Source organism: Laceyella sediminis (assembly GCF_003003125.1).
Lineage (GTDB): Bacteria > Bacillota > Bacilli > Thermoactinomycetales > Thermoactinomycetaceae > Laceyella > Laceyella tengchongensis.
Window position 1 is genome coordinate 73,750 of record NZ_PVTZ01000005.1, and the last position, 25,824, is coordinate 99,573.

22 protein-coding genes and 1 riboswitch are annotated in these 25,824 nt (G+C 52.4%); of the genes, 7 read left to right on the forward strand and 15 right to left on the reverse strand.

All coding sequences use genetic code 11. From position 1 onward, the window contains the following. Window positions 1-339: 339 nt before the first annotated feature. On the reverse strand, window positions 340-1,953 hold the full coding sequence (locus CLV36_RS07735) for an esterase/lipase family protein (protein ID WP_106342261.1): 1,614 nt from the start codon (window positions 1,951-1,953) through the stop codon (window positions 340-342). A 417-nt stretch (window positions 1,954-2,370) separates the two neighbouring features. After that, entirely contained in the window at window positions 2,371-3,303 is a 933-nt protein-coding gene (locus tag CLV36_RS07740; RefSeq protein WP_106342262.1) for an RluA family pseudouridine synthase, read from the reverse strand. Between the two features lie 206 nt (window positions 3,304-3,509). Continuing rightward, window positions 3,510-3,619, forward strand: a riboswitch (TPP riboswitch). 210 nt (window positions 3,620-3,829) lie between these two features. Between CLV36_RS07740 and CLV36_RS07745 the strand changes: the two genes are divergently transcribed. From CLV36_RS07745 to CLV36_RS07760, 4 genes are read left to right on the forward strand one after another with little or no spacing between them, the layout of a single operon-like run. Further along, window positions 3,830-4,840: an ABC transporter substrate-binding protein gene (locus tag CLV36_RS07745; RefSeq protein ID WP_106342263.1), complete on the forward strand. Its 1,011-nt coding sequence runs from the start codon at window positions 3,830-3,832 to the stop codon at window positions 4,838-4,840. 2 nt (window positions 4,841-4,842) lie between these two features. Next, window positions 4,843-5,142 carry a thiamine-binding protein gene (locus tag CLV36_RS07750; protein WP_106342264.1) on the forward strand — a complete coding sequence of 100 codons (300 nt, stop codon included), beginning with the start codon at window positions 4,843-4,845 and terminating at the stop codon, window positions 5,140-5,142. Further along, window positions 5,126-5,896, forward strand: coding sequence for an ABC transporter permease (locus CLV36_RS07755; RefSeq protein WP_106342265.1), 771 nt, complete (start codon window positions 5,126-5,128; stop codon window positions 5,894-5,896). The genes CLV36_RS07750 and CLV36_RS07755 overlap by 17 nt, the downstream gene beginning before the upstream one ends. Beyond that, window positions 5,893-6,624 carry an ABC transporter ATP-binding protein gene (locus CLV36_RS07760; RefSeq protein WP_106342266.1) on the forward strand — a complete coding sequence of 244 codons (732 nt, stop codon included), beginning with the start codon at window positions 5,893-5,895 and terminating at the stop codon, window positions 6,622-6,624. The genes CLV36_RS07755 and CLV36_RS07760 overlap by 4 nt, the downstream gene beginning before the upstream one ends. Window positions 6,625-6,770: 146 nt before the next feature. Here the strand turns inward: CLV36_RS07760 and CLV36_RS07765 are convergent, their stop codons facing one another. From CLV36_RS07765 to CLV36_RS07790, 6 genes are all read right to left on the reverse strand, one after another. After that, window positions 6,771-8,462 carry a transglutaminase domain-containing protein gene (locus tag CLV36_RS07765; protein ID WP_181352888.1) on the reverse strand — a complete coding sequence of 564 codons (1,692 nt, stop codon included), beginning with the start codon at window positions 8,460-8,462 and terminating at the stop codon, window positions 6,771-6,773. A 102-nt stretch (window positions 8,463-8,564) separates the two neighbouring features. Next, window positions 8,565-9,230, reverse strand: a complete 666-nt coding sequence (locus CLV36_RS07770; protein ID WP_106342268.1) for a hypothetical protein — start codon at window positions 9,228-9,230, stop codon at window positions 8,565-8,567. Window positions 9,231-9,291: 61 nt separating this feature from the next. Next, a complete protein-coding gene (ligA, locus tag CLV36_RS07775; RefSeq protein ID WP_106342269.1) occupies window positions 9,292-11,307 on the reverse strand; it encodes an NAD-dependent DNA ligase LigA in 2,016 nt (671 codons plus the stop codon). A 64-nt stretch (window positions 11,308-11,371) separates the two neighbouring features. Continuing rightward, entirely contained in the window at window positions 11,372-13,549 is a 2,178-nt protein-coding gene (gene pcrA / locus CLV36_RS07780; RefSeq protein WP_281257244.1) for a DNA helicase PcrA, read from the reverse strand. Further along, a complete protein-coding gene (gene pcrB, locus CLV36_RS07785; RefSeq protein WP_106342270.1) occupies window positions 13,533-14,267 on the reverse strand; it encodes a heptaprenylglyceryl phosphate synthase in 735 nt (244 codons plus the stop codon). The genes pcrA and pcrB overlap by 17 nt, the downstream gene beginning before the upstream one ends. A 203-nt stretch (window positions 14,268-14,470) precedes the next feature. Then, window positions 14,471-14,779: a YerC/YecD family TrpR-related protein gene (locus CLV36_RS07790; RefSeq protein WP_102993293.1), complete on the reverse strand. Its 309-nt coding sequence runs from the start codon at window positions 14,777-14,779 to the stop codon at window positions 14,471-14,473. A 583-nt stretch (window positions 14,780-15,362) separates the two neighbouring features. Here CLV36_RS07790 and CLV36_RS07795 point away from each other — a divergent pair. The 3 genes from CLV36_RS07795 (at window position 15,363) to CLV36_RS07805 (ending at window position 17,568) form a co-directional block, all read left to right on the forward strand. Beyond that, window positions 15,363-15,650: a hypothetical protein gene (locus CLV36_RS07795; RefSeq protein ID WP_106342271.1), complete on the forward strand. Its 288-nt coding sequence runs from the start codon at window positions 15,363-15,365 to the stop codon at window positions 15,648-15,650. A 115-nt stretch (window positions 15,651-15,765) separates the two neighbouring features. Further along, window positions 15,766-17,094 carry a UDP-glucose dehydrogenase family protein gene (locus tag CLV36_RS07800; RefSeq protein ID WP_181352890.1) on the forward strand — a complete coding sequence of 443 codons (1,329 nt, stop codon included), beginning with the start codon at window positions 15,766-15,768 and terminating at the stop codon, window positions 17,092-17,094. A 36-nt stretch (window positions 17,095-17,130) separates the two neighbouring features. Then, window positions 17,131-17,568, forward strand: a complete 438-nt coding sequence (locus CLV36_RS07805) for a peptidylprolyl isomerase (protein WP_022737042.1) — start codon at window positions 17,131-17,133, stop codon at window positions 17,566-17,568. Between the two features lie 68 nt (window positions 17,569-17,636). Here CLV36_RS07805 and CLV36_RS07810 read toward each other — a convergent pair whose 3' ends face one another. The 7 genes from CLV36_RS07810 to CLV36_RS07840 all read right to left on the reverse strand — a co-directional run bounded on the left by CLV36_RS07810 (window position 17,637) and on the right by CLV36_RS07840 (window position 25,824). Next, the gene (locus CLV36_RS07810; protein WP_181352891.1) at window positions 17,637-18,224 is read right to left on the reverse strand and encodes an N-acetylmuramoyl-L-alanine amidase family protein; all 588 of its coding nucleotides are present in this window, start codon (window positions 18,222-18,224) and stop codon (window positions 17,637-17,639) included. 183 nt (window positions 18,225-18,407) lie between these two features. Further along, window positions 18,408-19,040, reverse strand: coding sequence for a nitroreductase family protein (locus tag CLV36_RS07815; RefSeq protein WP_106342274.1), 633 nt, complete (start codon window positions 19,038-19,040; stop codon window positions 18,408-18,410). A gap of 130 nt (window positions 19,041-19,170) precedes the next feature. After that, entirely contained in the window at window positions 19,171-20,532 is a 1,362-nt protein-coding gene (gene rlmD, locus CLV36_RS07820) for a 23S rRNA (uracil(1939)-C(5))-methyltransferase RlmD (protein ID WP_342748009.1), read from the reverse strand. A 125-nt stretch (window positions 20,533-20,657) separates the two neighbouring features. Next, the gene (locus CLV36_RS07825; protein ID WP_106342276.1) at window positions 20,658-21,542 is read right to left on the reverse strand and encodes a diacylglycerol kinase; all 885 of its coding nucleotides are present in this window, start codon (window positions 21,540-21,542) and stop codon (window positions 20,658-20,660) included. 203 nt (window positions 21,543-21,745) lie between these two features. Further along, window positions 21,746-23,047 (reverse strand): NCS2 family permease, encoded by a 1,302-nt coding sequence (locus tag CLV36_RS07830; protein WP_106342277.1) that lies wholly within the window; start codon window positions 23,045-23,047, stop codon window positions 21,746-21,748. 206 nt (window positions 23,048-23,253) lie between these two features. Beyond that, window positions 23,254-24,669 carry an NADP-dependent phosphogluconate dehydrogenase gene (gene gndA, locus CLV36_RS07835; protein WP_106342278.1) on the reverse strand — a complete coding sequence of 472 codons (1,416 nt, stop codon included), beginning with the start codon at window positions 24,667-24,669 and terminating at the stop codon, window positions 23,254-23,256. Window positions 24,670-24,729: 60 nt separating this feature from the next. Further along, entirely contained in the window at window positions 24,730-25,824 is a 1,095-nt protein-coding gene (locus CLV36_RS07840; protein WP_181352893.1) for a HupE/UreJ family protein, read from the reverse strand.

Consider the following 25,824-nt stretch of genomic DNA (forward strand, 5'->3'; position numbering starts at 1 on the left):
CTTGGGACCCATCATTCCTTTCCCGCCCAATGAGACGGCTAAACGCAAGACCGCCGAGCATCAGTGGCGATGAGCTGGTCTGGTTTGCTTCATGTGCCTCCTTCTATACATTCGACATACTCTGCCTTTTTATATTCTTTTTCGACACCTTGTCGATGATTGATCACATTTTAAATTCCCCGTTTGCTCACCGGCCATGGGGTCTATGTCTATTATTTATGTAGTATTCTTTCATATTAGAAGTGGTTTCCGCACAGCCAAACACTGGCAACAGTTAACATCAAACGCATAATCAAGAACAACCCCGGATCGTATCAATGCGATCCGGGGTTGTTTCATTCACTTACCGATGTATACTGATTTGACCAAAGTGCGGGCATACGGTTGCCCGTCTTTCGTTTTCCCGCTCAATTCCACGGTGATGTTATACACGCCAGCTTGCGATCCCGACACCGCACCAGTCAAGGTGGCGTCGGCTTTTTTGGTTTTGTTCAACGCCATTTCCTTAACTTGTCCTTGGGGATCGACAACCTTGATCTTACCAGTCAAGGAGGCGAGGTCCACGCTCTCTAAGCCCTTCAGCTTCAATTCTGCCGAAGACTGTTTGTTCAGTGCAGGCAGATCCAGTTCAACGGTAGCTTTGCCCATGAAATGGGTTGTCAGCAGATACGCGTCTTTCTGTTTGGAAAGCAACTTCACCTGCCAATTGCCCGCTTCTGGCTTGGCGACACGGATCACTTGGACCGTGGCACCGCGGAAGAACGCCTGATCCTTGCTTTTTAACACAGGCTTCAGCACTTTGCCGGAAGGAGAAACGAGTGTCACCTGGGTGTCAGCTGCTTTGGTGCGCACCGTGAAGATGGCTTCTTTCACGCCCGGTTCCACGGGAACTTGCTGAACAAGTTGTTTACTGATAGGCAAGGCGCCACCACGGACAAAAGTTTCTTGCTTGTCGGCGCTGTTTACTGCCGCCGATGGTTGGCTAGCTTTCGGCTCGGTTGCGGACGTAGCTGTCGCTGTGCGCAAGACAGACTCAATCTTGCTAAACACGGCACGGCCGATGCGAATCTCATCATGGTCGAGGTCAGAGGCAGTAAATAGATGGGTTCCATAAGGGAGGTCGGTGCTCCATACGTTGACTAACCCGTCATTCTCCCCGTATTGGGACAGATAGGCTCCACCCAAAGCCAAAGCGGAGAAAGTCGGCCCCCAGCTGGTTCCAGCAGCGGTGTAATACTTGTTCAGGCGAGCGTTGGCGTGGTTATCCGTCTGTGCGCGGTATTTGGCCATCTCCCCTACTTGCAGGGAGTACGTACCCGGATCTTGTTTGCCCAGCAAAGCAGCCAGCCAGCCGGCCCAGCTGCTGTACGCCAAGTCGGCCAAATGAGAACCTTCATGGGGCGAGCCCAAGGTGACTACTTTGTTAACATAGCGGTAAGCGCCATAATGGATCAAAGCGGCTTGAGAATCGGGGCCGCCCTTGCTGTGGGCGACAATATTCACTTTTTGGCCGAAGTGGTTATAGATTTTCTCCAGCATTCCAGCGAGCAGTCGCCCGTTGTCCATCGGAGTGGCCGCATCACCGCCGGGTGCGTCGTACAGCTGGACGAACGCCGTCCGATACCCTTTGTTGTATGCGGTTTCATACATATCATTCACACCGTGGTAGTTGGTTTCTTCCCACCAGCTTTGCGCCCTGCTGTGCAAGCCTTGCACAAAGACGATCGGTGGCTTGCTGAGGTCAGCATTGGCCGGGGTAGCCCCGATGAACCAAGTTCCAGGAGTGGTGCTGTTGCCCGGTGCTGGTAGCGCTTCCATTTGTGCCCCGTCGAAGGAGACTTGCCCCATCGGTTGCGGATCAGGAATTTTCCCGGTAGCTCCAACCGTTTGGTATGGCATGATCAGCAACACACTGACCAGCAACATCAACCACACTTGCCGGCGCTTTTGCATGTAACATCCCTCCATTTTTAATGAAAACGGCATCCGCTTATCCCTTTGTCGCTTTTGTGAAAATTTCCATAAATTTTCAAGCAACCCTGCTTGTAACAAAGGTAAAACAACAATGATTTCTTGCTTTAGAGCAAAAACGTTGCTGAGATAAGCGCATCCAATCCAATTGTATAATATTAAAAACATTAGTTCTATAAAGATTACATAAAATATTCGTTAATTAATTTAAATAATCAATTTATTCGGAACGAATAAACTAAAAAAGCCTGACCACCCCAGATGGGCGTGTCAGACTGGCGCTCACATTACCTTTACCTTTGTCAGGTTGGCTGGGCAGAATACATAAACTCACTTTTTTTAATAAATACCTCGTCATGCTGAACACATAGGAGAACCGTGTTAGAATCCCCACACTCCTCAACTTCTGCAATCCGTTTGCCGTAACCGCTCCACGAGTTGTTGCATATCGGCAGGCAATGGAGATTCCCAAGCCATCCATTCTTTCCGACGAGGGTGAAACAATTTCAAGTAAGTGGCATGCAGAGCTTGTCGGGCGATCAAATCTTGATCCCCACCCGTGCCATATACGTCATCACCGATGATCGGATGGCCGATAGAAGCGAGATGCAAGCGGATCTGGTGCGTCCGACCCGTTTCCAGTGAGAGCCGCACCAAGGTGGCCGTAGTCATCCGCTCCACCACTTCAAAATGGGTCACCGCCGGATACCCTTCACCAGACTCGCTGACAGTACGGCTGATTTTCTGTTCAGGATCGATATAAATCGCTTTGTCAATCGTGCCTCGGTCACTGGCGAAGCGGTGATGCGTGCAAGCCAGATAAACACGCTCATACCGTTTCTCCGCCATCTGCTCGGCCAAAAAGGCATGGGCATAGGCATGTTTACCGACGACCAGCAAGCCAGAAGTGTCTCGGTCCAGCCGGGTGACCGGGCGCATGCGGTGTTTCTCCCCTCGCTCAGACCAATACTGCATCAAGCCGTTGGCCAAGGTTCCGTCAGGATAACCCCTGGTCGGATGAACCACCAAGCCAGGCGGCTTGTCAATGACGATGAGATCCTCATCTTCGTAAACAACGGTGAAATCGACGGGCTGAGGCGGGATATGATCCGTCTCTTCCGTTTGCATGCGAATCACGATCTGATCGCCGGCCTTAACCCGAGCCGTAAAATAGATGAACTCCCCATTTACCGTCACCAGGCGGTTCATCTTCATCCGCGTCATAAAGCGCCTGGAAAAGCGGTATTGGCGGCGCAACACTTGATGAAGCATCAGGCCGTCTTCCTCGGAAGTGACAGTGTGTGTAAATGAAGCCTTGTTTTCTTGTTCCATGAACCGATTCAATCCTTCATCTCAGAGTATGAGTCGATCGCTCCTCAAGCGGCTGGCGGTGATACGCGGCCTCCTTGGGGAGGCTGGCTGATGGATGTAGTATATCACGCTCACCTCGGAAACGAAACGCACCGCTTCTTGTCTCTGCACATAAATCCCTATGGACAAGCAGGAAGAGTTTCCGTATAATGAGCCCGAAACAACATACAAACCCATGGGGGAGCTGGATAATGGCCGGCTGAGAGTGTGTGCCGACACACAGACCCTTTCACCTGATCCGGGTAATGCCGGCGTAGGGATTTGGATGGTGATGGACATATCTGTCTGGCTAAACCAACGCCTCCCGGTCAGGGGGCGTTTTTTTGTTACGTGCAGTTGGCCAATCTGTTGACCGAAAGTCGACCTTGCTCGCTGTGCATGTTCGGCTAAGGCACCCACCCGTTGCGCTGGCCAAAGCATGAAAACGCTATTACCACCTCCATGGGCACATCAGGGAGCCTGGTGAAAAGAAAAGGAGCGGTTGTTAATGAAGAAACAATGGTGGAAGATCGGACTTACCATTGCTCTCTGCCTGTCCGCCGTGGCTTGCGGCAACCCCGCATCGTCCGGAACGACAGATGGGCAAAACACAGGAAAGAAGATCACCTTGGTCCTTGATTGGACTCCCAACACCAACCACACCGGCCTTTATGTGGCCAAAGAGAAAGGGTATTTCAAACAAGCCGGATTGGATGTGGACATCATCCAACCAGGTGAAAGCGGAGCGGAGCAAATGGTGGCCGGCGGCAAAGCTGATTTCGGTGTGAGCTACCAAGAAGCCGTCACACAAGCCCGCGTGCAAAAGGTACCGATTGTTTCAATCGCCGCAGTGATCCAGCACAATACGTCTGGGTTTGCGTCTCCTGTTTCCGAAAACATCCAAAAACCGAAGGATTTTGAAGGCAAGACCTACGGCGGATTTGGCTCGCCGGTGGAAAAGCAGATGCTTGCTTCATTGATGCAACGGGAACAGGCCGATGTGAACAAAGTGAATATCATCAACACCGGAAACACGGACTTCTTCACCGCGGTAAAACGAAATGTGGACTTCATGTGGATTTATTATGGATGGACCGGCATCGAAGCAGAGTTGAAGGGTCAAAAGCTGAACATGATCTATCTCACTGATTATGCAAAAGAACTAGATTATTACACTCCTGTCCTCATCACCAACGAGCAGAAGATCAAACAGGATCCCGCAACCGTGAAAGCATTCATGAAAGCAGTCAGCCAAGGATACCAATTTGCGATCAAACAGCCGCAGGAAGCCGCCGACATCCTGAGCCGGGCGGAGCCTGACCTCGACCCGAAACTGGTGCAGAAGAGCCAAGCCTGGTTAAGCCCGCGCTACCAAGGAGATGCTCCCGCTTGGGGCGTGCAAAAGAAAGAAGTGTGGGCTGGTTACGCCGAATGGATGAAACAACACGGCTTGCTGGAAGGCACGTTTCAACCTGAGCAAGCGTTTACCAATGCCTTTCTACCTGAGGGGGGTAAATGAAAATGGCACAAGCGCTAGTCAGCGTGCAGATTCTGCCGCACACCCCAAATGGGGAGAGCGTCATCCCCTATGTAGACAGAGCGATCGAAATCATTCAGCAAGCGGGGGTGACTTACCGCGTTGGCCCGCTGGAAACGACGATGGAAGGGGAATTGCCTGAGCTATTGGCGATTATCGAGCGCATGAATGAGGCCATGATCGAAATGGGCTGTCCCAGCGTGTTGCATCAGGTGAAAATCTACTTTAATCCCGCCGGCGCATCGATCCGCGGGTTGACTAGCAAATATGATGAAAAACAGTAAAGCGTTGGCCCCATTCGGCATGATTTTGTTGCTGTTAGCCGGATGGGAACTGACCGTGCGCACCAAACAAGTGGAAGCGTGGCTGTTGCCGGCACCCTCCGCTGTATATGAGGCTTGGACGGCATCTGTGGATCGGACGCTGGAGCACCTTGGGGCGACAGTGTGGATCGCCTTGAGCGGACTGGGCTTTGGTCTTGTGTCTGGACTGCTCCTCGCCACGCTCTTTCATCTGTCGCCTTTGTTGCGCGCCATGTTCCAACCGCTGGTGGTATTGTCGCAAAACGTGCCGATGATCGCCCTGGCGCCGCTCTTGATCATGTGGCTTGGCTTTGGCACCATGCCCAAAATCTTGGTGGTAGCGATCGCTTGCTTCTTTCCGATCGCCGTATCTACCATGGACGGGTTCCGGCAGACCGACCACACCCTGCTCATCTACATGGAAATGGCCGGAGCCACACGCTGGCAACGCTTTAGCAAGCTGGAATGGCCTTCCGCCTTGCCTGCCTTTTTCTCCGGCCTAAAACTGGCGGCCACATACAGCGTGATGGGCGCCGTGATCGCCGAATGGCTGGGAGCCAAAGAAGGGCTCGGCGTCATGATGCAACTCGCCTCCGCATCTTTCCGCACGGACCGGGTCTTTTTGGCGATGTTTTTCATCGCCGGAGTGAGCTTGCTTCTGTACGCCGCCATCTGTCTCATCGAGCGGCTGGTGGTTCGATGGCGCCCGCAAGTGAAGGGAGGGGCACCCCGATGAAGCTGGAAGTAAATGGCCTTTCCTTCGCTTATGGACAACGGCCTGTGATCGACGACCTTCATTTTGTTGTGCGTCAAGGGGAGTTCGTCTCATTGATCGGCCCTTCCGGGAGTGGCAAAAGTACGTTGTTTTATATGCTGGGAGGCCTGCACTGCCCGCAAGCGGGAGAAATTCTCTTGGACGGCCAACGGATCAACGGCGAGCGAGGCCACTTGGCATACATGCCACAACAGCCCTCGCTGATGCCATGGCGCACGATTCTTGATAATGTGCGCTTGGCCCAAGAACTGAGCGGGCATAAGGACCCGACGCAACTCACAAATTTGTTGCGGGGGGCTGGATTGGCCGAGGTAGCCGACCGCTATCCGCACGAGCTAAGCGGGGGCATGCAGCAGCGGGTGGCTTTCATCCGCGCGCTGGCAAGCAACCGCGACTTGCTTTGCCTGGACGAACCGTTCGGCTCCTTGGACGCACTCACGCGAACCCGCATGCAAACTTGGCTCTTACGTCTCTTGGAGCAAGAGAAGCGCACCATTTTGTTTATCACGCACAGCATTGAGGAAGCGATCCTGCTGTCTGACCGCATCTTGGTGTTAAGTGCATCGCCGATGAAGGTTATACGGGAAGTGCCGGTGCCTTTCGCACGCGGACAGGCACGTTATGAACGGCGCGGCACGAAGGAATGGTTGGCATTGCAGCGGGAGCTTGAAACGATGTTGCTCGGTTAGGGAAATGAAAAAAGCGGGGAGAATGCTGTTTCGAAAGCGAACGCAAAGCATTCTCCCCGCTTTTTTTGATCTCAAACCCCAGTAAAGTGGATCACACCGGCAATACAAATCCCCTGTGCATCAACGTGCGCAGGGGATCAGAATGTTTAGTAGGAAACGCCGGTCCGCTTGTGTGTCCGTTTAAATTCATCGGGTAACGGATCAAAGTACTGCATATCCAGTCTTTTTACAAAGCGGCCATCCGGTGTAATATGCCCGGAACCCCAAGTCGGGTCCATCGTCACCCAACGTCCGTTCAACTTGGCTTCTACCCAGGCATGGCGTTGCCCTCCTGCTTCTCCTTCCACAAAGCGGCTGGGAATGTCTAAGCTTCGTAGCAAAGCGAGAGTCAAGAACACATAATCCTGGCACACTCCTTTGCGGGTGGACAACGATTTAATCGCACTGTCGTTCCAAGAGAACCGGTTATTCCGGAACTTATCCATGTCATAAGTCATATTTTTGGCTACATAGGTGTAGATGGCGCGGGCTTTCGCGCGGTCGGTCACTTTGCCGGCGGTGATTTCTTTGGCCAAATCGATGATCAGCGGATGATCTGATTGAATTCCGCGGCCCGGCAAAAGATCACGTCCATCCATTTGCGCCCGGCTGGTCACGCGAAAGGTCGCCACTGTGAAAAAGCGGAAGTAATCGCGGTTTTGTGAGGTGATCTCCGGCGCGTACAACGTCACTTTGTATTCTCCCGCTCCAAAGCGTAACCAAATCTTGCTGTCAAATTGATAACCTCCCACAGGCAGGAAATAGGTCGCTTTGTCCTTGCCTTTCTGTATGCGGACAATCATGTGCGTCGTTTGTTTGGCAAAAGGTGCAGATTCATCGATGCGGCCCGCGATACGGTAAGTCAGGTCGGCCTGCTCGCCACCCACCAGCGGTGCTGTAAGGTGAATCCCCCGTTCAGCGTAAAGCCTGGTGAAGCGTATGGGTTCCTTCTCCTCCGCCAGCGGGTGATTCACATACAAGGTGGCCCCGTCCAGATAGGTTCCTTTCCGCTTGCTGTCAGGCACCAATATTTTTAGCTGATGAACCCCTTGCCCGTAAGTCAGGGGGATTTGTTCTTCAAACTGCCCTTTTTCCACAGAGACGACCCGGCGCGTTTCCCGTGCCCCCCGCTTCAACTGCACCAATACGGTACGCACGTCGGGACGGATACGCCCTTTTAAGGAGATCGCTTTCCGCTTCTCGCTGTATCCCATGACCGGCTCATCCAGTTTGAGCTTCGCTTTTGCGGCCGCGACGCTGTATGACACATCCCGCTCCACATCATCGTTCAGATTTGCGGCGATAAACGAAGCCATCAAATAATAAGTATCTTCCTGTTCCTCACTTGGCAATCTCAGTGTGACCCGATATTCCCCTTTGCCTTGAAACAGGCGAATCTTCTCATTAAACCGTCCCTGCTTGACGGGTGCGTAAACATCCTGTTCATCGGGAAGGTCGGGGTTCCCTCCCTTGCCCAAGTATTTAATGTGAATCCATACGTACGGTTGGGACAGACGTTGATACTGGGTGATTTTTCCCGCCACAGGCAACATCGTGTCCACATGCATCCGATTGTGCGCAGGCTGGTTCAAGGTGGCGTCCATCTTTTTCGCATAAGGATCTAGGGTGATCACCTCGTTACTATGCCGTTTGTTTACATCTTCCAAAAGCTCTTGAAGCGTCGGCTCCTTCAACGCGGACGACACCCATTTGTCAGGGGCGAATCCCCCCTCCTCATACGCGGCCATGCCAATGACGCAAACTGTCAGCAGTGCGCAACAGGTCACTATCCATCTCATGTTCATCGCTCTCCGGCCTTTCCGTCATTCTTTTCGGTCAAGCTCTTCGAACAAACGCGTTTTTTTACTTCTCATCACATATTTAAAACAACTCAGAAAAGATTATTTGCGAACCATCCCTTTTCCCCCCACCGCGACGGTTGCCGAATCGATGCCTTCCACGGGTTGGTTCAACTTGTAAACTTTATGGTTAATCACATCGCTGATCGTCTGGATGTCCAATTCATCCCGCATCTGGTTGACCAGAGACTGATACAAGTTGGAAAATTGAATCGCCACTTCTCTTGTCTCCAAACATTTCGGGTTAAACAAAATCCCTCCTGTCTGTGAAACGGAGAAGAGGCTCTGGATTTTGGACAGCGTCGCCAAAATGTCTTCTGGCAGAATCCACATCGATTTGCGACGAAAGGTGCGCAACCGAAAGTGCGACTCAATGATCTGCGAGCGATACTCTTGCTTCTTGAGAAAAAAGTAAGCAAGCAATGCCTGATTGAGATCATGCATGATGGTGCTCAATTCCTTGTACAACTCCAATCGCTCCTGCATCAAGAGTTGCGTTTTGGGCCCCAACTTCAACGCTTCCGAAGTGAGCACCGTATTCACTACTATGGTACCGCAAAACAATAATGTCGAAAACAGGCTGGAGATGATCGCCGCATCGACTTCCGGGCTGAAATTGAGCTTCCATGATAATCCCACCAGCCCCAGCAACAACAAGACAAGCCCCACGCTGATGTATATCCACTTCTTGCGCAATCTCTTCTGCATGGTTTCTCCTCCGTCAAATGAAACGGGGCATGAAGACCCGCCTCACGCCCCGTTCATCTCGTTACTTCGGCAAATGGGCTAAGAATGTCTCTTCGTCCCAGACCGTGATCCCCAACTTATTCGCCTTATCCAATTTGGAGCCTGCCTTCTCGCCTGCGATAAGCAGGTCAGTTTTCTTGCTCACACTGCCAGTCACATGGGCGCCTAACGACTCCAGTAATTCGGATGCTTCCTTGCGCGACATGCGCTCCAACGTGCCGGTGATGACAACGGTCTTGCCCGCAAATGGGCTCTCCATCGCCCCATCCCCAGCTCGGACAGGTGCAGGGCCAGTATAATGCATATTGACGCCCGCTTCCGCCAAGCGACGCAGCGTCTCGCGCACTTCCGGCTTCTTCATGTAAGTGGTAATGCTAGCCGCCATCTTCGGACCGATCTCTTCCAATTGGGTCAACTCTTCCTCCGTCGCCGAAAGCAACGCTTCCATGGAGCCGTAATGTTGCGCCAAGATCTTGGCGCCCTTGGCCCCCACAAAGCGAATGCCCAAGCCAAACAACAGCCGCTCCAGCGAGTTAGACTTGCTCGCTTCGATGGCGCGCAGGAGATTGGCCACCGATTTTTCGCCCATGCGCTCCAAACGCAACAGATCTTCGCTTTTCAGATAGTATAGATCAGCCACACTGCGCACCAACCCCTGCTCAAACAGTTGGGTCACCACTTTTTCGCCCAGACCCTCGATGTTCATCGCGCCGCGCGACACAAAATGAATGATCCCTTCCCGTGTTTGCGCCGGGCATGCGGGATTGATACAGCGCAGGGCCACTTCCCCCTCTAGGCGGACCAGCCGGCTCTCGCATTCCGGGCAGTGCGTCGGCATGGTAAAGGGCCGTTCGTCCCCTGTCCGCTTGTCGGTGAGGACGGCCACCACTTCCGGAATGATGTCGCCCGCTTTTTTCACTATCACATGGTCTCCCAACATCAAACCCTTTTCCCGAATGATGTCTTCATTATGCAACGAAGCCCGTTTGACCGTCGTTCCCGCCAGCGAAACCGGTTGTAGCACCGCGGTGGGCGTGACGACGCCGGTGCGCCCCACATTCAGCTCGATCTCCTCCAGCCGGGTGACTGCCTCTTCGGCGGGGAATTTGTAGGCAATCGCCCAGCGCGGACTTTTGGCAGTGAAGCCCATTTCTTCCCGCAGCGCTAAATCGTCCACCTTGATCACGATGCCATCGATATCATACGCCAGGTCAGGACGGCGCTCCTGCCATTCTTGCACGTACTGGAGCATCTCTTCGACACCTTCTACCGTCCGCCGTTCGGGGTTCACTTTAAATCCGAGTTCGGACAGGAATGCCAATGCTTCGGTATGGGTCGTGAAAGAGAGTCCCTCGTTCTGCCCAATCCCATATAAGAAGATGTCCAACGTCCGTTCTGCGGCCAGCTTGGGGTCCAATTGCCGCAGGGAACCAGCGGCGGCATTGCGCGGATTGGCAAACAAGGCTTCCCCACGCTCCTCCCGCACGCTATTCAGACGCGCAAACGCGGCCCGCGGCATGTACGCTTCCCCGCGCACTTCTAAGCTGACCGGCTGGCGCAACTTAAGCGGCAACGAACGGATCGTTTTCAGGTTTTGCGTGATATCCTCCCCCACCGTTCCATCCCCGCGAGTAGCGCCGAGCACAAACCGGCCATCCTCGTATCGCAGGGAGACGGCCAAACCGTCGATTTTCAACTCGCATACATACCGCACCGGCTTGTCTCCGGCCGCCTTTCGCACCCGCTCATCAAATTCCCGCAAGTCTTGTTCGTTGAAGGCGTTACCCAGACTGAGCATCGGAGAAAGGTGCTCCACCTTCTCAAAATGGGGCAAGATTTCCCCACCTACACGCTGGGTCGGCGAATCAGGGGTGGAAAGCTCCGGAAACTCGCGCTCTAACTCAATCAACTCCCGTAGCAATTGATCGTATTCCGCGTCAGATATGGTCGGTTGGTCCAACACATGATACCGGTAATTGTGTTCATTCAGTATGTCATGTAACGCTTGTACGCGTGCTTGGGCTTGTTCCAAATTCAATCCGTTTCATCCTCCTAAACTTAAGGACTACATGTGAGTGGGTAAACGCAGGCTGCATGACACCCTACGCTTTTTTGATCGGGGCGTACTTGGCCAACAGTTTTTTCACGCCGATCGGCGCCGGAAAAGCGATGTTCAATTCCAAGTCCTCGCCTTCCCCTTGCACTTTTACCACTGTTCCTAGGCCCCATTTGGCGTGTTCGGCTTTATCTCCCACCCGCCAATCGGCCACCACATTTGGGGTCGGCCGCACGACTCTGCGCGGGGTGGCGTTGCTGGCCGATTGTCTGCCACCAACTTCTTCCACCAACTCCACCGGAATCTCCTTCAAGAAACGAGAAGGTAAGTAGGAGGTGGTTTGCCCATAGATGGTTCGCGTCCGGGCGCGCGTCAGATGCAACACTTTCTCTGCGCGCGTAATGCCTACATAGGCGAGCCGGCGTTCTTCTTCCATCTCGTCTTCGTCATCCAACGAGCGCATATGAGGGAAAATCCCCTCTTCCATACCTACCAAGAAGACGGTGGGAAATTCCAACCCCTTGGCACTGTGCAGGGTCATCAGCACCACTGAATCCCCCTTGTCCGCCTCTTCCTGCTCGTCCCCCAATGCATCCAAATCGGAGATAAGTGCCAAATCGGTCAAAAATGCAACCAGCGACTTATCTTCATTGTGCTTCTCAAATTCTTGGGCCACCGACAGGAACTCGTCGATATTCTCCAACCGGCTGGCAGCTTCCAAGCTGTTTTCCCGTTTCAATTCCTCGCGATAACCACTACGCTTCAAGACCTCTTCCGTGATCTCCACCGCCGACAAGTACTCGATCATGGCGTGCAGGTGGCGCACCAAGTCCACAAATTCGCTGAGCGGCTTCAATGTGCGTTGTGTCAGGCCGATTTCCTCCATCTCCAACAAAGCACCAAACAGCGACAATCCGTGTTCACGGGCATAACTGGCAATCTTGTCCAATGTCGCTGCGCCGATGCCGCGCTTGGGCACATTGATGATCCGCGTCAAGCTCAGATCGTCATGCGGATTGACGATAAGGCGTAGATAAGCGAGCACGTCTTTGATCTCTTTGCGCTCATAGAATTTGATTCCGCCGACAATCGAATAGGGGATGTTCGCCTTCATCATCACTTCCTCCAACACCCGCGACTGGGCGTTGGTGCGGTAGAGAACGGCGAAGTTTTTATAAGGTTGCCCTTCTTTGCGACCCTGTAAGATATGCTCGGCCACATAGTGCGCTTCCTCATGCTCCGTCCCCGCCTCAAACAGGTGAAGCATTTCTCCCTCATCATTGTCCGTCCACAACTCTTTCGGCTTGCGCTCGGTGTTGTGGGCAATCACATGGTTAGCGGCGGCCAAGATCTTCTTGGTTGAGCGGTAGTTTTGTTCCAATTTGATCACGGTCGCTTGGGGATAATCGCGTTCAAAATTGAGGATATTGGTGATATCCGCGCCGCGGAACCGATAAATGGACTGATCCGAATCGCCCACAACACAAAGGTTTTGATGTTTTTCGGCCAGCATCTTGGTAAGGATGTACTGCACATGGTTGGTGTCTTGGTATTCATCAACATGGATGTATTGAAACTTCCGCTGGTAATAATCTTTCACTTCGGGTTGGGTTCGCAACAACTTCACCGTCACCATTAACAAATCATCAAAATCGAGCGATTCGTTGGTGCGCAGTTTGTCTTGATATTTCTCATACACGTCAGCCGCTACTTCATCCATAAACGTCTGGGCATGCGCCTTCATGTCACCCGGTTCGTACAACATATTTTTGGCATGGCTGATCTTGCCCAGCAAAGTGCGCGGCTCAAACTTCTTGGGATCAAGGTTTTGCTCTTTTAACACCTGTTTGATCACCGTCAACTGGTCTGATGTGTCCAGGATGGTGAAATTGCGGGAATAACCCAGCCTGTCGATGTCTCTGCGCAACATGCGGACGCACATGGAGTGAAATGTGGAGATCCAGATTTCTTCTGCCATCGGGCCCACCAACTGGCCAATGCGCTCCTTCATCTCCCGCGCCGCTTTATTCGTAAATGTGATCGCCAACACATTCCAGGGATGAATCCCTTTCTCCGCTAACAAATACGCCACGCGATGTGTCAGCACGCGGGTCTTGCCACTGCCCGCTCCCGCAATGATCTGAACCGGCCCGTCGGTTGTTTCCACGGCCTGCTTCTGCATCGGATTCAGCCCCTGCAGAAGTTCTTCACCGGTTTTTAACACGCTGATCACCCTTTCTATCCGTCTCTTTCACCCACTTGACCGTCTTAGCCGCCCGTTCTGCATGGGTGTAGATCAAATTGCCGACGACGACGGTGTCGGCAAGCTCAGCCGCTGCGACCGTTTGCTCCTTTGTGGTGATGCCACCGCCGTAAAAGATACGGCTTTTCCTACATACACGTTGTGCAGCATCCACCAACGCCATATCGCCAAATCGTCCGCTGTATTCGATGTACAGCACCGGCCAGCAAAACAAATGTTCGACCAAACGCGCATACGCGACCATTTGCTCCTCCGTGCAAGCCGTCTCCGCCTGCGTGAGGCGCGCCACTTTGGCCTCTGGATTTAGCACCGTATACCCCAATAACAGCACTTTGTCCCACGGGATCAGATCTCCGTACTTGCGCAAGGCATCCACATGCGCACCGTGAATCCAGCGCGCTTCCTTCGTATTGATAACGGTGGGAATCAAATATCCGTCAAATCCCGGTACCACCGCATTGATCTCCGAAACCTCTTGCACACACAAAACTCCATATTCACGGACACGATGGAGCAAATCCCTTGTGTTTTTAAACGTAATACCATCCGTTCCGCCGACGATAATCGCATCCGTCCCCGCATTGCACACCAGCTTGAGGGCCAGATCGGAAATCGTCCGGTTCGGGTCTAATTTAAACACATGCCGCCACCTGGCGGCCCGCTCTCTCAATATTGTCATCTCTCATCTCGCCCCCAAACCTACAAGCATTATTATACACTGGGTATTGTGGCAAAAGAAAACCCCGCCTATATGAATAAGCGGGGACTATTTGGTGACAAAGGGCCGGAACCGATTTTTGCGCTTGCCTCCCGCGGTCACGTCGGCGAAAAAGCGGCTGTTGCCACGATCGCTCTTCGGGTTACCGGCCCTCTTACCTGCCGTCAGGCTTTGTCGCCCTCATCTTTATACAGGCGATCCAAAGCGAGCTTATACCCATCCGTGCCGTAATGAAGACACCGTTTGACGCGGGAGATCGTAGCCGTGCTCGCTCCCGTCTCCGTCTCAATCTGGTTGTAGGTGTAACCCTCTTCCAACATGCGCGCCACTTCCAAGCGTTGCGCAAGGGATTTGATCTCATTCACGGTGCAGAGATCTTCGAAAAATCGATAGCAATCTTCCATATTCTCTAGTTGAAGTACTGCATTGAACAATTGCTCGACTTCTTTTTTATTCAACTTGTTGAGTTGCATCCTTTTTCCTCCTCATGGCGAGGGCTTATAGCTTTTACTCTTTAAAGTAACACATTCTTTCATGTGTGAAAAGATTTTTGTCCTATTCCCTTTCAACCAAATGCCCTGATCCCTCCGCATGCTGAGCTTACCACGCGCGGGTGGGAGCAGTTGGCGGAAGCCCCACTATTCATAAGAGTAAGCGCTTTCTGTCTGTGTCCATTTACAGTATACAAGAACTACTTGTTTTTGGCACGTCTTTTGCGATCATCCCCGACGCCTCTGATTTGCTCGACGTCGGCGGCGGAAAAATTATTCGCGTGCGAAAGATGCGCACCGAGATGCACAATTGGTACAATAGAGGAAAGAGTTTCCACTGACGAAACGAGGTGATTGTCTGTGTATCAAGTTGAAACATGAGAGCTGGAGAAGTTCAAGTAATCCACTGCGTCAGCTAAGACGGGAAGCAGCAGGCGCTCATCCGTGTGGAGCGGCCAGGCTTCGCCGGTTTCGGCATAAATAAATCAAATCAACCTTTCATCCTTCCTCAACCCATTTTTTACAATGGCCACCTAATATAAAATATAGGGAATTTTTGCTTCCAATGGCGATGAAAGGCTTGTGCCGCCTCGTCCAACACCTTCACGGCCAAAGGGGCAACATCCAGCTCCTCGCTCCCGACGCCAATGAAGGCGAGTATGTCGTCGATCAAGTCGCTCTTTCACGAGTTTTCCTTTTTTTCTGTATCCTGATTGCTGGATTGCGATCTTTCACCCTTTTCGATGAAAAGAGTACCGTTGACGGATGCCTGAGAGGGGGCGCCGCGGAATCCATTGTGGGCTATTACTTTTTTGTCACGCGATATGATGGGGTCACGCCGCTCGGCCTTTAAATAGCCAACCCAACTGAATGTTCGTGCGGCGCCATCCGCGTATCGGACGGGGTGTCGCCGGGTTGATGGAACCATGTTTGAAAAGAACGGCTCAACTTGCAAGGGAGGCAGAAACATGAACATCGGAGTTATCGGATTAGGCTATGTCGGATTGGTGACTGCGGTTTGCCTAGCCACTCAAGGGCACCGCGTCATCGGCGTGGACGTCGCGCAAGCCACCATCGACCAGTTGCAAAACGGAAAACCGCCCATTTACGAAACAGGGCTTGCGGAGCTGTTGCGCCAAGCGCAGTCCGGCAGCGCGATCCGCTTCACGACGGATATCGCGCATGCCATCAAAGAATCAACCGTCCTGTTTGTGACGGTGGAAACGCCCTCCCTGCCAGACGGCTCGCCCGACCTCAGCCAAGTGTGGGAAATATGCGACCAGCTAGCCATTTACGGGCAAGCGGGGCAGCTGGTCATCATCAAAAGCACCGTTCCGGTCGGGACAACCGATGCCTTCGCCGAACGGCTGTCCAATAACCATCACATCCAATTTCTCGATGTGGTCCACAATCCAGATTTTTTGCAGCAAGGGCGGGCGGTGGACGATTTCCTTTCCCCCGACCGCATCGTTGTCGGCTACGAAAATGAATCAACCATCCCTTTGATCAACGAACTGTATCATTTCAATCAAACACCCATTCAATTTTGTCGGCGTACCAGCGCCGAACTTATCAATTATGCGGCCAACGCTTTTTTGGCGATGAAGATTTCCTATATCAACATGTTTAGCCAACTCTGCGAGACGTTTGGCGCAGATGTCGCTGATATCGCGCAAAGCATTGGCAATGATCCCCACATCGCCCCGCATTTTCTCAAAGCAGGTATCGGCTATGGCGGTTCATGCATCCCGAAAGACATCCACACACTGATCCAAACGGCCAGGGCGGAGGGAGTTCCCTTGCCGCTATTGGAAGCGGCTGACCAAGTCAACGCTTGGCAAATGACACGCTTCGTGGAAAGAATCGAACAACGGCTGGACGCGCTAGCCGATAAACGCATCGCCTTGTTCGGACTCTCCTGCAAACCGGGAACCGACGATATCCGAGAAGCCCCCTCCCTTCGGTTCACCGAGATCGCCTTGGCCAAGGGGGCCCGCATCGTTGCGCACGACCCATTGGTGAAGGCGTTCCCTTATCCTCAAGTGGAGCTATTTTCTGATCCATACACCTGCATGCAAGGGGCCGATGCCATAGTCATTCTGACGGACTGGCCCGATTTTCGCGCAATTAATTGGAAACGTATGTGTGAATTGCCCAACGAACCGCTCCTATTTGATGGGTGCAACCTATTCTCCATCCAAGAAATCAAGATGTTAGCCGGCTCTTGCCCGTTGGAGTACCATTCCATCGGTCGCCCCTGTGTGAAGACATTTGAATCCGAGAAACAGGTAAGGTAGAATGAGAAACGTATTGCGAAGAGAGGAGAGTTTTACATGGCGATCAAAGGCCGTATCGAACTGGAAAACGGGGGCCAAATCCTGATTGACTTTTTCCCCGAAGCTGCACCTAACACCGTGAAGAACTTCCAAAAATTAGCGAATGAAGGATTTTACAACGGACTCACCTTCCACCGGGTCATCCCCGGCTTCGTCAGCCAAGGCGGTTGCCCCCATGGCATCGGCACGGGAGACGCAGGATACACCATTCCTTGCGAAACGAAAAACAACCCACACCGCCATGTCCCAGGTGCTTTATCCATGGCCCATCGCGGCCCAGACACAGGTTCCTGCCAATTCTTCATCGTGCATGAGCCCCAGCCGCATTTGGACGGGGTCCACACGGTGTTTGGTCAAGTGACATCCGGCATGGAATACGTGACAAGCATGAAACAAGGCGAAAAGATGAAAACCGTAGAAGTATGGGAAGAATAAACCCAACAAAAAGACTGCTACCCTGATGCAGGTTAGCAGTCTATTTCAATTCTTTAGCTGAAAAATCACTAAACACTCGCCTCTTCTTTCCGTCTGCATTTATAAATGCGGGCAATGCCGTCAGCGATGCACTTGGCGTACTCTTCTATAAATGATTCATGGGATAACAGGTGATTGTCTTCTTCATGGGTGATAAATAATGATTTGACTGCAATCGCCGGCATCTTCACTTGTCTTAGCTCCAACATCTGTCCGTCAATCCACTCCGTGTCGTTCTTCTTTCCCAGATCAGCCACCCCGTGCTTGCGCATGAATAAGGCGATTTGATTATGCAGCCAACATTGGATCCGGCGCGTTTCGCATCCGGCGACCACGCTGACATAGGAAGCGAAGCCCGATGCTTTCGGATCAAGGGAAGCGTTGGTATGGATACTTAAAAATAAATCCGCACCGCACTGATTGGCCCACTGAATGCGCTCCTCTGTACTAGTAGTGACATCCATCGAGCGCGTCATCGTCACCTGAAGGCCATCATAGCGAAGCAGTTGCTTGCGGATGTGGCGGGCGATGTTTAAGCACACCTCTTTTTCCGATAACTTATTCCCAACCGCTCCGTAATCCGCACCACCGTGTCCCGGATCTAAGCAAACTAACACCACAATGTCACCTCACGACTCACCATTCTCCACTCCTCGTCGTCTTATCCATTTGTTCCCGTCTTACACTATACCAAAACACCATTCCCCGCCCAATCTTTTTCTTTTTTCGTCGAGCGGACTGATTCGGAAATGAAGGAAGGCGACATTCCACTTGGAACATCGCCTTAGAAACCCATCGCGTCAAAAACGGTCTTGAATCACCAATTGATCGAGCGGCAACCGGTTGGTCGGACGGGCCGGAGCTTCGGCTTTGCCCACAGATATCAACATAACAGGTACATACCGTGCGGGAATGTTAAACTCCTCGATCAGCGCTTGCCGGTTAAAACCGCCCATGGGGCAAGTGTCATACCCCTTCGCTTTCGCTGCCAACATCAGTTGCATAGCCGACAACGACGCATTCATTATCGCTTCATCGCGCGCAAATTGCGGGTTGTTGGTATACGCGCCATCGATTTGCGAAATCATGGTGTCGTGGATTTGTTGGGTGATGTGCCCTTCTTTCAACGCTTCGCCATAGATCTGATGCCCCGTTTTATTCGCTTCCAAATCCCCCAGCACCGCTACCGTGACGCAAGCGTCAACCACTTGCTCTTGGTTGTACGCGATCGGTAACAATTTTTGCTTTTGCTCAGGCGAAGAGATGACGAGATACCGCCAATGCTGCAAGTTCCAGGATGAAGGTGCTTTGGCCGCCAGTGTGAGGATTTCCTCCAGATCCGCTTGCGGCATTTCCACTCCTTTTTGGTACTTGCGCACACTGCCGCGGGCTAGCATCACTTCGATGGCCGACGCCGCTGTCGATTGTGTCATGAGCGCTTTCCACCTTTCCTAAAAAATAACTCGTTGAACTCATTTTACTATATTATAGTAACTAAGTATACAAAAATAATAAAGACCTCGGAAACAAAAAAACCTCTCTTTCACATACTGTCCACTCAGGTCATGAGCGAGGCTCCCTCACCAACAGCGCACAGCACTCCACATGGCCCGTTTGTGGAAACATGTCTACCGGTTGCACCTCCTGCACCCGATATCCCAGTTCTAGGAGCAACTTGGCGTCTCGGGCCAGGGTCGCGGAGTTGCAGGAAACATAAACCAACCGCTCCGGACGCATGTCGGCCACCGTCTTAAGTAACACAGGGTCACACCCTTTGCGCGGTGGATCAACAATGACCACATCCGGTTTGATCCCTTCCTCCAACCATTTGGGCATTACTTGCTCCGCGGCCCCGACGGCGAAATGAGCGTGGGTGATCCCGTTCAATCGGGCGTTGGCTTTGGCGTCGCGAATCGCCTCAGGCACGATTTCCACGCCGTACACCCGTTTGGCGTGTTTAGCCAAGTACAGGGCGATGGTGCCGATACCACAATAAGCGTCGATGACGGTCTCGTTTCCGGTCAAGGCTGCATAGCGCAAAACTTGATCGTACAGCACTTTGGTCTGGCTGGTGTTCACTTGGTAGAAAGAATGGGGAGAGATGGCGAATTTCACATCGCCAATGGTATCGTGAATCACTTCTTTTCCCCACAATCGCTTGTTTTTGGGGCCCAAGATCACATTCGTCCGTTTGCTATTGATGTTTTGAACCAATGATGTCAGCTGTGGAAACGCCGCCACCAGCCGTTTAGCCAACTCCTTGCGCTTAGGAAGGGATTCTCCGTTTGTGACTAGCACAATCATCATTTCTCCGGTGTTGGAACCGATTCGCACCATGACATGGCGCAGTACCCCCGTATGCTTCTGCTCGTTATAGATGGGGATGCCCAACTCCTCGGCCTGCGCCCTGACTAGGCTGATGGCCGCATCATTTAATTCGTGCTGGATCACGCACGATTCCATGTCAATGATGTCATGAGACCCCGGCGCGTAAAAGCCGGCGACTACTTTCCCCTGCCGCCGTCCAAATGGCACTTGCGCTTTATTGCGATAACGCCACGGATCACTCATTCCCAACACCGGATGGATCAGCACATCATCCATCCCGCCGATCCGCTTGAAATGATCAGCCACCTGTTGCCGTTTGTGCTTCAACTGCGCTTCATAGGAAAGGTGCTGGGACTGGCAGCCACCGCAAGCCTCATAGACGGGGCAAATCGGTTCGGTCCGGTCGGGATGAGCTTGCACCAGCTCCAACAGCTTGCCGCGCGCGTAATTTTTTTTGACGGACTCGATCCGCACCCGCACAGTTTCGCCGGGCACAGTCAAAGGGACAAAAACGGCGAATCCCTCATATTTGCCCACACCCGCTCCATCATGGGCCTGTCCCGTCACCTCTAACTCAATCAATTGTCCTGGCTGCACAACCAACAGTCATTCCTCCATTAGCTATCATAATCTCCCATGCTGTTCCGCCCACTACAAGGCTTGGTGGGGCGAGCGGCTTTTATCCATTCATGAAAAAAACGTCCACCGCTGTATGATGAACGCTAAGGGCAAAAAATCTCGAGACGGTGCGGCACAATCTCAAACCTTCCCACCAATTCGCCGCCATGTTCCCCATCCAAATTCAGCTTCAATGTTTCAGGCGTATCTACGTCGATTTGTTCCGTCTGGAAATAAACCACCCGCGAATCATGCACATGTTCCCCCTTCATGGCCAATGTGGCCAATTGCAGGAGATCGGCCATGTTGGTTTTGGGCACCACCAATACATCAAACAGGCCATCACTGATATCGGCCGTGGGCGCCAACCGTTCAAAACCGCCTACCGACACGCTGTTGGCAATAATAAAGAGCAGAACTTCCGCTTCCCACTCCCCGCGCGGTGTCTGCAAACGTAACGGAAATGGCTTATGCAAGGTTCCCAGCTTCTCAATCGCTTTCGCATAATAAGCGAAAGGGCCCATCATGGTCTTAAGGCGGCTGGGTGCTTCATAAGTGACTTCGGTGATTCTTCCCGCAGCGGCCACGTTGATGAAATAACGCTCACCGAATTTGCCCACATCAACCAAGGTGGTTCGGCTCCCAGTGATGACATCGCATGCCGCCAGAATGTCCCGTGGCAACCGCAACGCCCGCGCCAAATCGTTGGTCGTTCCCGCTGGCAAGATGCCCAATTTGGGTGGATGCTCGTATCCGGCCAAGCCATTGACCACTTCATGAATCGTGCCGTCCCCTCCCGCAGCGATCACGACATCAAACTGGCGTTCCGCCGCCTGGCGCGCTTCCTCCGCTGCCGTCCAACGTTCGGTCGTTGCATAGCAAGAGGTTTCAAACCCGGCTTGTTCTAATTTGGTCAGCAGCTGTGGCAATTGCTTAACGACCAATTCCCGACCCGCAGTTGGATTATAAATCAGGCGAGCGCGTTTCATTTCACTGCCACCCCCCTGTATGCTTTCACGGATGCATCCATTATGATTTTAGTTTACCCAACTTCCGCCCCGACTTCACATTCAGATCGAACAATCCTGTGTCGATTTCCCCCGCTGAACTGCTAGCTCCCCGTTATCATGAGCGCAAAAAAGCCTTTTCCCGTAGCCGAACAGCCGGGAAAAGGCCGGTACACATGTTTCAATCAGTGTGGCAAGTAAACCAATTGGAACAAGAACAACACAGCAAACACATAAACCAGTGGATGAACCTGCTTGCCTTCTCCTTTGCACAGCTTCATCAACGGATAGGAGACAAAGCCCAGCGCGATCCCGGTAGCAATGCTGGAGGTCAGCGGCATGCTCAGAATCACCAGAAAAGCAGGAAACGCTTCATCAATGCGATCCCACTTGATATGGGCCACATGCCCCATCATCAGTGAGCCGACCACGATCAGCGCGGGTGCGGTGATCGCCGACAGCCCTGACACGGCGCCGATCAACGGGCTGAAGAAAGCGGACACCGCAAACAGTAGAGCCACCACAACCGCCGTCAATCCCGTCCGTCCTCCTGTCGCTACACCCGATGCCGATTCAATGTAAGCGGAAGTTGGACTCGTTCCAAAAATCGAACCGATGAGAGTTGCCAGTGAATCGGCCAGGATGGTCCGCTCCCCGCGCGGCAGGTGATCCCCATCCATCAGCTTCGCTTGTTTCGCCACTCCCAACACGGTGCCGGTGGTGTCAAACAGCGTCACCAGCAAAAAGGAAAATACGACTGCGTACAAGCCGAAATCAATCACATCCTGCACAGCGGTGACCGGATTGGAGACCGCCAACTGTTCGGGAAAGCGAGGCAAAGCCACGATTCCCTTGTCAAATGACAATTTCCCCATCAAGGCAGCGATAATCCCCGTACCCAACATCCCGATGAACAGGGCGCCATTGATGTTTAGTGCTAGGCAGACCAAGGTAATCGCCAAACCGACCAAGGTGAGGATCACCGAAGGGGAGTGCAGATCGCCAAGTGCAACCAAGTTGCTCGGATGATCTACCACCAACCCTGACATGCGCAATCCGATGAACGCGATGAACAAACCGATTCCGGCGGTGATGGCGCTTTTCAAATTGCCGGGAATCACTTCGATCAGTTTGGTTCGCAGAGGAGTCAAGGAGAGCAGAACAAACAACACTCCCGCGACGAAAACGGCGGCAAACGCTGCCTCATACCCCAATCCCTTGTGCCCCTGCACCACAGAATAGGCAAAATAAGCATTCAACCCCATCGCCGGCGCAATCGCAATCGGATAATTAGCGAACAATCCCATGATCAGGGTGCCGACAATCGTTGCGATCACAGTGGCCATAAAGCTCATTTCAAACGGAACACCGGCATCTTTCAAAATGATCGGGTTGACCACAATAATATATGACATCGTGAAAAACGTCGTCAGACCGGCGACGATTTCATTTCGTACAGTCGAGCCAGCTTTTTTGATATTAAACATGAATGAGCTCCTCCGAAACACGAATATTAAACATCACAACAACAATATTATTCGTTTTTTAATCTTTTTTCAATGGGTGATTTTTCTATCTGCGCTAACCCGGTCAATAACAGGATGCATCCTCCCCTCCCAAACCATGCAAAAAAACAGCACCTTTCCCCAGTTGATAGGAAAAGGTGCTGTTTTCGCTTTCGTTCTTTTGCTGATTATTTATCCAGCCATTGGGTGTGAAACACGCCTTCTTTGTCCACCCGCTGGTAGGTGTGCGCTCCAAAATAATCCCGTTGCGCTTGCAACAGGTTGGCAGGCAACTGCTCAGAGCGGTAGCTGTCATAATAGCTCAGTGCGCTGGCAAACGCCGGTACCGGAATGCCATTGAGCACCGCTGCGGCAACCACTTCGCGCCATGCTTCTTGATATTCTTCCACAATGCCTTTGAAATAGGGATCCAAGAGCAGGTTGGTCAAGCCCGGGTCGCGGTCATACGCCTCCTTGATGTTTTGCAGGAAACGAGCACGGATGATACAACCGCCCCGGAAGATCATCGCGATTTCACCCGGCTTCAAATCCCAACCGAACTCGTCGGACGCCGCTTTCATCTGTGCGAATCCCTGTGCGTAAGAACAGATTTTGCTTGCATAAAGGGCTTTTCTAATCGACTCCACAAATGCTTTGCGGTCTTGAATCACGGTGCAGCCCGGTTTCGGTCCAGAGAGCAGCTTGCTCGCTTTGATCCGCTCTTCTTTCATCGCTGACAAAAAGCGCGCATACACCGATTCGGTGATGATAGTCAAAGGCACACCCAAGTCCAGCGAACTTTGGCTGGTCCATTTGCCTGTCCCTTTTTGGCCAGCGGTGTCCAAAATCTTTTCCACCAACGGCTCGCCGGTCTCTTCGTCCACTTTGGCGAAAATGTCAGCAGTAATTTCGATCAGGTAGCTGTCCAATTCGCCTTGATTCCACTCGGCGAACACTTCATGCAGTTCCTGGGCATCCATGTTCAAAAGGTGTTTCATCAAAAAGTATGCTTCACAGATCAACTGCATGTCCCCATACTCAATGCCGTTGTGAACCATTTTCACATAATGGCCGGCACCGTCCGGACCGATGTATGTACAGCAAGGCTCCCCATTTACTTTGGCGGAGATGGCCGTCAGAATCGGCTCCACCAACTGATAAGCTTCACGCTGTCCGCCTGGCATGATCGCTGGCCCTTTCAACGCCCCTTCTTCACCGCCGGATACACCCGCGCCGATAAAGTGAATGCCCGCTTCAGACAGCTCTTGGTTGCGGCGAACCGTATCCTGATAGAACGTGTTCCCACCGTCGATGACGATATCCCCCGGTTCTAGATACTTTTTCAACTGGGCGATCATATCATCCGTCGGCTTGCCCGCTTTCACCATCAACAAAACTCGTCGCGGCCGTTCCAACGAATCGATGAACTCTTGCATCGTGTAAGTGCCGACCAACTTCCGGCCTGCATGCTCTTCCAGCATTTGCTTTGTTCTTTCCGGCGACCGGTTGAACAGGGACACGGTATACCCTCTGCTCTCAATATTCAAGGCCAAGTTTTTGCCCATGACTGCTAGGCCGATTACGCCAATATCACTTTTCGCCATCAGGCTCCACCCTTTCTTCTCATCACATTGGCCTCACCGGTGTCAATCCACCGTGAGGCTTTACAAATCAAACATCGGAATGTCCCATGCAAATGCCCGTTCCACAAACCAAGCCAGCCCGAACAAGGCGATCACGACCGTCAAGCCACGCGCCACAAGGACAGATGGCTTGTACCGCCAGGCATAAGTTAGCAAAGGCCACACCAAAGCGACTAGGACGATTTGTCCCACTTCTATCCCAATGTTAAACGAAAACAATGCCGTCAACAAATGGTTTTTCGGCAACTGGATATCCGCCAAGGAACCCGCAAATCCCAAACCATGAATCAATCCAAAATAAAACGTCAGCACCCAGCGCTTCACCCACGGTTTCCCTTGGGCCAACCAAACATTTTCCAACGCCACGAACAAGATGCTGAGGGCGATCAACGCTTCCACCCACTTAGACGGAACAGCCAAGATATTCATCATCGCCAAGAACAATGTGATGGAATGCGCGACGGTGAACGAAGTGACCACCTTGAGCATCTCCCGCCAATGATCGCGCACCAGTAGAAGCGCCATCAAAAAAGCCAAGTGGTCAAACCCAAACCATATGTGCTCCACACCCAGCTGGAAAAATTCTTGAGCAGCTACCCACCAAGACAGGGCCGTTCCGGCATGAACCGTCAACTCCCTGACACTCTCGCTGAAGACAAATGTGCTCTTCGCCCCATTCTCCGAGAGGGTCAACACATTTTGGTGCTGTTTACCCGCCACGTCAAAAAAAAGGTCGTCCACAAAGGATAGCTTGCCCAATTTTTGATTGGATGAATAAACCAACTTCAGTTCCACGTGCGCATGGTTCTGCCAATCCGCCGCCACTAAACGCACCTGCATCAGCCGATCTTCATTGCTGATCTTGAAAGACTGACGGATCATGCGCTCCAGTTTGGATTTGGTTTCAGACGACAACGGTTCATTTTGTTGCAATCGAATCCCATCGATCCGCGCCAATAAGGCCGCTTCCACCAACATCTCCACGGTAAGGGATGTCTCGTGCAACGAGGCTTTCGTCGACACAATGGTCAACGGATGGGCGGACGTTTGATGCACAGGCAATAACAAAAATAAGGCCAGGACGACGATCAACCACCTGCGCCACCCGTTCCGCAT

Coding starts and splice junctions, on each gene's coding strand:
- CLV36_RS07735 (WP_106342261.1), bottom strand. CDS start 1,953: ATGCAAAAGCGCCGGCAAGTGTGGTTGATGTTGCTGGTCAGTGTGTTG.
- CLV36_RS07740 (WP_106342262.1), bottom strand. CDS start 3,303: ATGGAACAAGAAAACAAGGCTTCATTTACACACACTGTCACTTCCGAG.
- CLV36_RS07745 (WP_106342263.1), top strand. CDS start 3,830: ATGAAGAAACAATGGTGGAAGATCGGACTTACCATTGCTCTCTGCCTG.
- CLV36_RS07750 (WP_106342264.1), top strand. CDS start 4,843: ATGGCACAAGCGCTAGTCAGCGTGCAGATTCTGCCGCACACCCCAAAT.
- CLV36_RS07755 (WP_106342265.1), top strand. CDS start 5,126: ATGATGAAAAACAGTAAAGCGTTGGCCCCATTCGGCATGATTTTGTTG.
- CLV36_RS07760 (WP_106342266.1), top strand. CDS start 5,893: ATGAAGCTGGAAGTAAATGGCCTTTCCTTCGCTTATGGACAACGGCCT.
- CLV36_RS07765 (WP_181352888.1), bottom strand. CDS start 8,462: ATGAGATGGATAGTGACCTGTTGCGCACTGCTGACAGTTTGCGTCATT.
- CLV36_RS07770 (WP_106342268.1), bottom strand. CDS start 9,230: ATGCAGAAGAGATTGCGCAAGAAGTGGATATACATCAGCGTGGGGCTT.
- pcrB (WP_106342270.1), bottom strand. CDS start 14,267: ATGACAATATTGAGAGAGCGGGCCGCCAGGTGGCGGCATGTGTTTAAA.
- CLV36_RS07790 (WP_102993293.1), bottom strand. CDS start 14,779: ATGCAACTCAACAAGTTGAATAAAAAAGAAGTCGAGCAATTGTTCAAT.
- CLV36_RS07795 (WP_106342271.1), top strand. CDS start 15,363: ATGGCGATGAAAGGCTTGTGCCGCCTCGTCCAACACCTTCACGGCCAA.
- CLV36_RS07800 (WP_181352890.1), top strand. CDS start 15,766: ATGAACATCGGAGTTATCGGATTAGGCTATGTCGGATTGGTGACTGCG.
- CLV36_RS07805 (WP_022737042.1), top strand. CDS start 17,131: ATGGCGATCAAAGGCCGTATCGAACTGGAAAACGGGGGCCAAATCCTG.
- CLV36_RS07815 (WP_106342274.1), bottom strand. CDS start 19,040: ATGACACAATCGACAGCGGCGTCGGCCATCGAAGTGATGCTAGCCCGC.
- CLV36_RS07825 (WP_106342276.1), bottom strand. CDS start 21,542: ATGAAACGCGCTCGCCTGATTTATAATCCAACTGCGGGTCGGGAATTG.
- CLV36_RS07830 (WP_106342277.1), bottom strand. CDS start 23,047: ATGTTTAATATCAAAAAAGCTGGCTCGACTGTACGAAATGAAATCGTC.
- gndA (WP_106342278.1), bottom strand. CDS start 24,669: ATGGCGAAAAGTGATATTGGCGTAATCGGCCTAGCAGTCATGGGCAAA.
- CLV36_RS07840 (WP_181352893.1), bottom strand. CDS start 25,824: ATGCGGAACGGGTGGCGCAGGTGGTTGATCGTCGTCCTGGCCTTATTT.